We start from the raw sequence: 8,002 nt of genomic DNA, 5'->3' as shown, positions 1-8,002 counted from the left end.
GCAAGGCAGGACCACTACATCCATGTTGACCCGCCGGCCTGCCGGGAAGTGAGCCTCAAGGACGATATGTTCCCCGGTCAGGCTGCCTATATCGTGGTACACGTCAGACAATGGGGTGTGCAGATTGAAATCGAACACCCGCTGCATGGCGGATGGGTGCATTTCACGGCACGCTCCCACCGTCCCTTCACCAGGGAGGGGATCATAGCCGAGGCGAAGTCCTACATTGACGGCCACATCCTGCTGGCACCGGGAAGATACCGGGACTTGCAGCTGGAACATATGGTTTCCAAGGAACAGTTCCCCGCATGGTACAGGCAGTATAAAATGAGGCTGCACGACCGGGCGGAAGCCGAACATCGGGACATGGTGGACAGATACAGTCACAGGAACGACCTCACCTACGGGGAAGCCCATGACATGCTCGCGGCTTCGGGTATGTTCTTCGACCTGAACTGCGACGAGTTCGAGCGGGACGAGATTACGGAACAATTTGTAAGACTTTGTAACAAGACATAATACACAGGCAAATGAACCTATATAATCAAATCAAATATAACGGGTATCACATCAACATCTACTATGATGATGACGCCCGAAGCCCGCGTGAAGCGTATGACAATCTCGGTACGCTTTATACGGCACATCGTCGCTACCGCCCGGAGAAGGAGTTCGATGACCACTTCGATATTGACAAGGTTTTTGAAGGGCATATCGGAAATTTCCGGGAATCGTTCCTGAAGGAATATATCGCCCTGCTGGTCTATCTCTACGACCATGGCGGCATTACAATATCCACCTCGCCGTTCAGCTGCCCGTGGGATTCCGGATTTTTCGGCATCATCGCGGTACCGTTGGACAAGGTGCGCCGGGAATACGGGTGGAAGAACATCACCGCGGAACGCAGGAAGCGGATCGAGGAATATTTGCAAGACGAAATCAGTACCCTTGACAACTACTATACCGGGGAAGTTTTCGGGTATCGCATCATGCCGGAAAGTGACGATGACAATGAACTGGACAGTTGTTGGGGATTCTATGGTACGGAATGTCTGAAAGAACTGGAAGCCGAATGCAGGCATATTATCGACGGGCTGAACAAAGCGGCAGCATAAAATAGAAAAATACGCATAATAACTGGAAATACAATGAAGACATCATACGGACTTGAATTTAACACGGTAACAGAAATCGATCCTGAATGGAGCGACTATGACAAGACGATAGCAGGATGTCACCTTGCCAATGCCGGGGTGGTCATCGTGGATACGGAATACGGGCAACCGATAGACAACGAGCATGACCTTGAAGAGATCTACCGGATTCTCGAAAAAGAGAAGACGAGCCATCCTAAAAATAAATGATATGGAAGGAAAACGAGATAATAAGGAAATCAGGGTACGTCTGCACCATATCGACCGTGGAAACTGCACGGAAGTGTGGGAGGTGCAGACAGAGAAGGGTAAGCCCGGACGTTATCTAGGTCGTGATGACGGTTATGGACCGAAGGAGTGGTACACGCTCTGCGATGCTCCCTACGGCTATTGCGAACGCGACTGTCATGTGAGGGAGGGCCTCACCCTCATTGTCTGCGACAAGGATTGGAACGAAGTGTTGCGTGACGGCACGGACAGGGAACGCTTTCCCGAAAGTTTCCCTTCACAGGACGAAGCCTGCAACGAGGCATGGAGCAAGGTCGTGAAAGGGCTTCCGCATGTCACGCACAAAGGTTTTGGGCAGTGGATCACCAAACAGTCATTCCTCCCGCTCAGCCAGACCGAAGAATTGAATTGGCGGGATAGCTACTATGAGGAAGAAGCGAGCGAGATACTCTCACGTTTTACATGGATCGGTGAAGAGTACGCCATATTCAAAGTTGCCCAGAGACACACCAAGTGCGACGCCCGATGGTACGAGTATTACGCGGGGAAGACAAACCGGCAGGAACACGAGTGGTATATCCGTTTCTTCGGTTACGAGTACCACGACCGGCATATCAGCGATGTGCTCCGGACACTCGGAAGGCGGTGCGACGACATTATCCGTACTGCGGTGGAAACTCGCACGGACCACTATTACGGGCGTACGGTTTCCTATTTCATGGACGAGTTCATCGGTTACGACCTGTCCCATGAACAGGTCCGTGATGTCAAAGAGTGCAGGTTGCGCAAGGCACGGGAAGATTACAACGAAGCGAACGCCTACTATTACAAACTGAAAGAGAACGAGGAAAGCATCCGTGGTATCGAGGCAATACTGCTTGCCATGAGAGAACAAATGCTAAAAGCAAAAAAATAATAAATATTGATATGGAAACAAGTAAAACGATTAAACCAGAAGAAAATGCCGAAGTATCCGAGATGCTCGGCTATGTCATGGGGCAGCTGAAACACAACGGTGGTAAATGGGACCTGACCGATGATGCGGGCAAGCCCGTCATCTTTGATGCGGAAAAGAACGTGTATATTCCTGATATCATGCTTTCAAAAGACTGTATTCCTTGTGCGGTAATCCCGCTGGGATATTTCGAGGATGACACGATCCGTGCCATCGTGGAAATGATTTCCTTGTAATAATCCTCCAAATGAGATTCAAGGACAACAGGCTGGACAACCTTCATGACCGGAAATGAGAGGAACGCGGTTTCTGCTGCATGCAACTGATCATATTCCTTACAGACAATGGAGTGAAGAGCTGGGATGAATGGCACCGGGCGCATACCGATGCGGCCCGGGGCGAATGCAGATACCGCAAGCGGTGCCCGGTTTATGAACGTAACAGACATTTAATGAACAATAAATAATATGGTACTTAATATTGTAAAAAACGACCTGCCTGCCTCACGCATTGAAGAATATGTAAGATGCGTGTTTGACAATGCCAAAGTAAACATCAAAGATGAAAATGCAGTATCCGTCGACATCGAAGTGACCGGAAAGAACGAGCTGCACTCTTTGGAAGGATTAAAAGAGTTGGAATACTATTTTAAAGATTATGACATAAGAATATGGTGACCGCCATGCAACGGGCGGCAAACCGGAAACTGTCCAACTACAGATAAAAAAACAAGCAACATGAAACAAGAGAATCCCACAGTACCGGAAACAGGCAGAATTTTTCCGGAAGATGATGACGCGCTTTACCGTGAAATGACAGTGCACATGCCTGGTTGCTATTTCCCGACTTCGCTAAGCGAGGATGGCATCCACGAATTTGCCGGGGAGGAATTTCACCGCATCAGGAATATTGTCTGCCGGCACTATAACTTCAACGAGGACAAATATATCCAAGAAAACGCCAGCGTATCCCCTTTCGATTCCGTCCAAGACAACTTCGAGATGGAAGTGTACAGGCGTATCCGTAAGGATTATGTGCAACTCAGTGTCATCTCCATCAGAGAATCACTTTTGAGGAAAATTCGCCATGCCGTGGAAAAAGAGAACAATATTATCGGCACGTTTTACCGTAACCGTGGCGTACATTACCGGGAGTCGGAATCACCGGAGTATGAAACCTCCCCGATAGTGGTGGTCCATAATCCCGTTTTTTACGGATACGGCGGTTACGAAGGTGCGACAGTTTATGAACTTTTCATCGACGGGAACGGCAAACTGCTCTGCACGCTCAACGGTGAGGGCGGCGAGGATTTTGATGAGCCTGCCGAAAACGTACAGACCGAAGGACTGCTTAATATCACCCACTGGCTGGAAGAATACGGGTTTATCCCTGATGATACTGATGACGACGGGATTACCGTATGCGACGAGTGCGGTTCAGACAATATCCAGACACAGGCATGGGTGGATCCGAATACCCGCATATTCATTGGCACTACGGGCATTGACCGTGAGGACAACTGGTGTGACGAATGCGAGGACCATCTGCCCTTTACCACGCTTAAAAAATTTAAGGAACGTATGCAGGAATGGTGGGATTCGCTGGATTCAAATCAGATGGAGAAGATTACAGGCTACCGTCAGAACAAGCGTCAGGCATTTGTAAATGCCTGCAATATATGGTGGGAAAACAAGAACTACGACGAGAAACGTAAAATATGGAAAGAACATAACAATTATTGACTCATGGTTTACAATCTTCTTAAACATATACAGAACCTGTTGGTCTCCAAGCCGTCCGAAACAAAGGAGGAATTGGAAATCCTAAATCTGGTCAACCAGACGCTTCCTACAATGCTCAATGGGTGTGACACCGAAACACTTGCCCCCAATGAACTACTGGTACGGATATGTCCCGACACCAAACATCCGGTCCTCGTATGCCATGACGGCAACGGGCAGTGTCTGTGCCTGCATAACGGGACAACGGAAGAGGATGCCATTGACGTGGACTTATGGCTGCGTTCCAATGGTAAAGACTGTAATGGCGGTTTCAAATTGTTGGAAACCGTTGCTGATCTGGCCTATAATGCCGGGGCGGACGACCTCTGCAAAGACAAGGATTCCCGTGCGGTCATGGCCGATATCGTTGAATGGGCCAAAGAATTTTCTGAACATCATGCGAAAACTGCTTGGGAAACTGAAGACTACATTTTGTCAATTGACAGATTCTATCGGAAAAAAGTTCCGACGCAGATTGGTAACATATATCTGTCCACTGTAAAGCATAATCATGCCGGTTCCCCAGAAACGTCAGTAGAAGAAACGGACAGCTATGAGACTATGGAAGATGTTCTTGCCTCGGAAGAGAATTGTGAAACTTTTATTGAAACGCTTTTGGGAGAGATAAACAGCGATGATGAGACTTGCCGCCATAAGGCGAGAGACTTGATAAGTTCCTACCGTATAGATGATTGTGAAGGATTGCTAATGGCTCTTTGCGGTTGGTCCATGAAAACTCTGCTGTCAAAATATAGGAAAAATAAGGAGGACGACAATGGATAGGGACTTGGATTGAACATCATCCGGGAGCAGCGCATCCCGGACGGACAGGAGTTACAGACTTACGAAGCCGAACGCCCGCATGAATTTGGTGGATTCCAAAACGAAGAGGAACAGCTTGACGACTTCGACCGCTGGCTGCAGGTTGGAGGACGAACACTTTTACAAGAGAATGCAGGAAATCAATCATTGGTCATCATTGTAGCCCAGCCCGGTAATGAACAAATAAAAAACGAATTATCCGGTAAACTCCCTCTTGTAGTCGGTTCTCGTTTTTCTCCTGATTCATGAGTTAAACGGAGATTCAGCATTCCACTGTGAGTTTTATTTTTGTAGGGATTTCGTATCACAGCTCCCCTCACGAAAGGATTGCAGCAATTCCAAAAAAGCGGGAACATCCTGCGGATATAGGAATGCACGCTCTTTACCGTTGTAACGGATGACCGCCCTGGTAAGCAGGAGCCCCCTCTCCAGAGAGGCGCTGTCTATTTTCTGAATATCAATTGTTTCACAGAAAAGACTGTTGGACGGTTTGTAGACCAGTTCTCCTCCGTCTGTAACCACTATTTTCATTCTATGGATGAGAATATAGTAGATAAAAAGACAGGGAATTCCCCAAACAGGCACATTGTACAAAGTCTCCGTGACGTTACGGGTTACCACATAACAAGCAAAAAGATAAGTAAAATAAACAGCCAGAAGCCCCAGCATATACCACAACTTATATTTGAAACTGACCTGTATTGTTTTCATATGGAAAATATAGATAAAAGTTAATATATCATTGGACTGTTGTCCAATAAAGTTTACTATTCACTATAATGTTATCCAAAATTTTAAAGCTTTGCTTTTGTGTTTCCGAAATATTAGAATCATCTATGATCTTATAAAGTTTTTCTCCATATTCTATAGTCTTTTCATTTTCCAAGTAGAGTATGACATTTGATATTTTACTACATATTTCTTTTATGCTACTGAGCTCCTTTACAGATATCCCTAATGCTTCACCTTCCGACTCAAAACTTGTAAAACTCTTGTCGAGAGTCTGTTCATCATCTGGATTGAGCGTGTTTATAAAAATAGATACAGGGGAGGAAAAGGCTGCAAGTTCATTTTGAACTGAAGCTCCAGAATGTACCTGTTTTTTTTCATCAAGCATAGCTGTTATATCTGTGAATAACTCTTCCATGTCTACCTCACCGTTCTGATCAAGATATGTCTTACCCGATTTTGCGATCTCTGCCAACAGCATATTATGATAATAACCGACAGAATCAACAAACGTCATATTTCCTCTTTCGGGTGCGAATATAACCACTGGAACAAAAGCCTGATTGTCGGTTCCTGTGGACGAACTGCTTTCAACTTTGTCCAGAATATTACCCAAATATTCCTCATATGCCCATGAAGCTCCTGTGCCTATAATTGTTCCTCCTATGGGAGTAGTGGCCGCTGAAGCCACAGCACCGACAGAAGCGTCAACAACTGCGGATAAAAATCGGCTTCCCCATTTCCTAATATTGGTGCGCGTAGTATAAGGAAGATAATTATCATTAAGACTGTCAACGGCAAGAAAAAAAGCATTCAGCTCCATATCCGTATCTTTTTCGGAGATTTCAATAAGCTGGGGAATGGGATCAACTGGCATATCTGAATTATTACAACCACTGACTAAAAGTAAAAAAAATAAAAGATGGAAAAAGGTTAAAATTTTCATGGCGTGATTTTTAGGTTAGACATTGATCAAAGATAAAATAATATAATCAAAAAAGCAAGCACCGGGGCTATTTTTTATTGTATCACTGTTTGAAACAATCTTTATGTAGCAATCTGTTCTGCCAAAGGTGAAACGTTCAGGCCGAATACTTTCATTTGAACAAAAATAAACTATGAGCAAACAGCCTGCCTTGGAGCGGTCATAGATGATTCCAGCCCCTTCATACTCCAATTAGGTGCATGGGCTGACAATACTATAAATGAATTATCCAACCTTGTTTGGATTTTAAATCTAAAGAAATAAAATTATGGTAAGAGAACTTTATCAACGACTCAGGGACTATTTGAACAACCTACCCGAACCAACAGAAGAAGAAAAACTATTTATTCGGGAACTGAACGCCGGGTATTTCCCCATCACGTCCGTCCATCGCGATGACCTGGAAGGGAAAGGTTTCGATGTGAAAAAGATCAGCGATGACGACATGCGGAACTTGGCGGAAAAGATGGCGAAAGATTACTATGAACAGTTGTTCTGGCCCAGTATGGAAATTATCGCCGGAGAAATCCTGGGTTTTCCGAAAGTAAAGAACAAAGATATTATCTGTCCGAAATGCAATTCGGAAAATATCCGTTATGATATTCACGAAAGCCGGTTCCACTGCGACGAGTGTTCCCTGGCATGGGATGACATACTGTATGTGCTCGTGGAATTTCCCGAGGACAGTGCCCCTTTCGAGGAAGAAGGAACCGGTTACCCGGCATGGGAAAGCGGGGATAACGGGGCGCTTTACGTGTCCGAGGAAGACTATATACGCCATACCGGCAAATCTCCCAATCGGGACAAATGTTACCGTGCCGTATGCTGGCCGGACTCCCAGAAATACATGGAGACAAAGGACTGTGAACCCATACAGGGTGAAAGTGGGATACGGGATTTCGGCACATCGGCATACTGGGTGCCGCTGATTCTGAAGGAAGAAGCGGCAGGTCGACGAATGGATAAGAAAAAGGCACCGGTATGCCCCGAATGTAGGGGCACAGATATTGACATTCTTAGTGACGAGGGCGTGGCTGTATGCAATGGCTGCCGCCTTGAATGGCCTTACGTGGAGGATTGAGAATGGAAACGGTAGATGTTTATACGGAACGTGGCGATCTGGTCACCTGTTCCGATTGCGGCAAGGTGATGCTCCTGCCGTATGGAGCGGATAAATGTCCCGCCTGCAAAAGAGAAGGTTGCCTGGCATGGACGGACGAAAGCTTGCGGGAAGCCGACATCGACTCCCTGCTTGAGAGGCACTGTAACCCGCACCAGAAGAGCGAACTGCAACCGGAGGAGTATCTTTCACTTTCCATACTGGTGACCGAGTATATTCCGTATCTGG

12 protein-coding genes and 1 pseudogene are annotated in these 8,002 nt (G+C 46.3%); 11 read left to right on the top strand and 2 right to left on the bottom strand.

Going from position 1 to position 8,002, the window contains the following annotated elements; translation table 11 throughout:
- The 9 genes from LPH68_RS24815 to LPH68_RS24775 form a co-directional block, all read left to right on the top strand.
- A partial coding sequence (locus LPH68_RS24815; protein ID WP_230297200.1) for a hypothetical protein occupies positions 1 to 519 on the top strand: 519 nt, incomplete at its 5' end.
- 11 nt (positions 520 to 530) lie between these two features.
- On the top strand, positions 531 to 1,115 hold the full coding sequence (locus LPH68_RS24810) for a hypothetical protein (RefSeq protein ID WP_032577803.1): 585 nt from the start codon (positions 531 to 533) through the stop codon (positions 1,113 to 1,115).
- A gap of 33 nt (positions 1,116 to 1,148) precedes the next feature.
- Positions 1,149 to 1,364 (top strand): hypothetical protein, encoded by a 216-nt coding sequence (locus tag LPH68_RS24805; RefSeq protein ID WP_230297199.1) that lies wholly within the window; start codon positions 1,149 to 1,151, stop codon positions 1,362 to 1,364.
- A gap of 1 nt (position 1,365) precedes the next feature.
- The gene (locus LPH68_RS24800; protein WP_032577805.1) at positions 1,366 to 2,298 is read left to right on the top strand and encodes a hypothetical protein; all 933 of its coding nucleotides are present in this window, start codon (positions 1,366 to 1,368) and stop codon (positions 2,296 to 2,298) included.
- A gap of 11 nt (positions 2,299 to 2,309) precedes the next feature.
- Positions 2,310 to 2,573 (top strand): hypothetical protein, encoded by a 264-nt coding sequence (locus tag LPH68_RS24795; RefSeq protein ID WP_032577806.1) that lies wholly within the window; start codon positions 2,310 to 2,312, stop codon positions 2,571 to 2,573.
- A 231-nt stretch (positions 2,574 to 2,804) separates the two neighbouring features.
- Positions 2,805 to 3,014, top strand: coding sequence for a hypothetical protein (locus tag LPH68_RS24790; RefSeq protein WP_032577808.1), 210 nt, complete (start codon positions 2,805 to 2,807; stop codon positions 3,012 to 3,014).
- 60 nt (positions 3,015 to 3,074) lie between these two features.
- Complete coding sequence (locus LPH68_RS24785) at positions 3,075 to 4,079, top strand: hypothetical protein (RefSeq protein WP_032577809.1); 1,005 nt, start codon at positions 3,075 to 3,077, stop codon at positions 4,077 to 4,079.
- A gap of 3 nt (positions 4,080 to 4,082) precedes the next feature.
- A complete protein-coding gene (locus tag LPH68_RS24780; protein ID WP_229101765.1) occupies positions 4,083 to 4,901 on the top strand; it encodes a hypothetical protein in 819 nt (272 codons plus the stop codon).
- A 9-nt stretch (positions 4,902 to 4,910) separates the two neighbouring features.
- Positions 4,911 to 5,189: a hypothetical protein gene (locus LPH68_RS24775; protein WP_230297198.1), complete on the top strand. Its 279-nt coding sequence runs from the start codon at positions 4,911 to 4,913 to the stop codon at positions 5,187 to 5,189.
- Positions 5,190 to 5,222: 33 nt separating this feature from the next.
- Here the strand turns inward: LPH68_RS24775 and LPH68_RS24770 are convergent, their stop codons facing one another.
- Both LPH68_RS24770 and LPH68_RS24765 read right to left on the bottom strand, forming a co-directional pair.
- A complete protein-coding gene (locus LPH68_RS24770) occupies positions 5,223 to 5,651 on the bottom strand; it encodes a hypothetical protein (protein WP_195589105.1) in 429 nt (142 codons plus the stop codon).
- 28 nt (positions 5,652 to 5,679) lie between these two features.
- On the bottom strand, positions 5,680 to 6,615 hold the full coding sequence (locus LPH68_RS24765; RefSeq protein ID WP_195589108.1) for a hypothetical protein: 936 nt from the start codon (positions 6,613 to 6,615) through the stop codon (positions 5,680 to 5,682).
- A gap of 307 nt (positions 6,616 to 6,922) precedes the next feature.
- On the opposite strand from LPH68_RS24765, the gene LPH68_RS24760 reads away from it, so the two are divergent.
- Positions 6,923 to 7,735, top strand: coding sequence for a hypothetical protein (locus LPH68_RS24760; protein ID WP_195589112.1), 813 nt, complete (start codon positions 6,923 to 6,925; stop codon positions 7,733 to 7,735).
- Positions 7,714 to 8,002, top strand: a pseudogene (locus tag LPH68_RS24755) (hypothetical protein); the annotation flags it as partial. The gene LPH68_RS24760 and the pseudogene LPH68_RS24755, both read left to right, overlap by 22 nt.

The organism is Bacteroides sp. 1_1_30 (genome assembly GCF_020982715.1).
Taxonomy (GTDB): Bacteria; Bacteroidota; Bacteroidia; order Bacteroidales; family Bacteroidaceae; genus Bacteroides; species Bacteroides xylanisolvens.
Note: the sequence above shows the minus strand (reverse complement) of the source record. Positions and strands in the feature narration are given on the sequence as shown.

What these genes read in the sequence shown, in the direction of transcription:
- LPH68_RS24785 (WP_032577809.1), top strand. Translation starts at nt 3,075, where the DNA reads ATGAAACAAGAGAATCCCACAGTACCGGAAACAGGCAGAATTTTTCCG.
- LPH68_RS24765 (WP_195589108.1), bottom strand. Translation starts at nt 6,615, where the DNA reads ATGAAAATTTTAACCTTTTTCCATCTTTTATTTTTTTTACTTTTAGTC.
- LPH68_RS24790 (WP_032577808.1), top strand. Translation starts at nt 2,805, where the DNA reads ATGGTACTTAATATTGTAAAAAACGACCTGCCTGCCTCACGCATTGAA.
- LPH68_RS24795 (WP_032577806.1), top strand. Translation starts at nt 2,310, where the DNA reads ATGGAAACAAGTAAAACGATTAAACCAGAAGAAAATGCCGAAGTATCC.
- LPH68_RS24800 (WP_032577805.1), top strand. Translation starts at nt 1,366, where the DNA reads ATGGAAGGAAAACGAGATAATAAGGAAATCAGGGTACGTCTGCACCAT.
- LPH68_RS24780 (WP_229101765.1), top strand. Translation starts at nt 4,083, where the DNA reads ATGGTTTACAATCTTCTTAAACATATACAGAACCTGTTGGTCTCCAAG.
- LPH68_RS24760 (WP_195589112.1), top strand. Translation starts at nt 6,923, where the DNA reads ATGGTAAGAGAACTTTATCAACGACTCAGGGACTATTTGAACAACCTA.
- LPH68_RS24770 (WP_195589105.1), bottom strand. Translation starts at nt 5,651, where the DNA reads ATGAAAACAATACAGGTCAGTTTCAAATATAAGTTGTGGTATATGCTG.
- LPH68_RS24805 (WP_230297199.1), top strand. Translation starts at nt 1,149, where the DNA reads ATGAAGACATCATACGGACTTGAATTTAACACGGTAACAGAAATCGAT.
- LPH68_RS24810 (WP_032577803.1), top strand. Translation starts at nt 531, where the DNA reads ATGAACCTATATAATCAAATCAAATATAACGGGTATCACATCAACATC.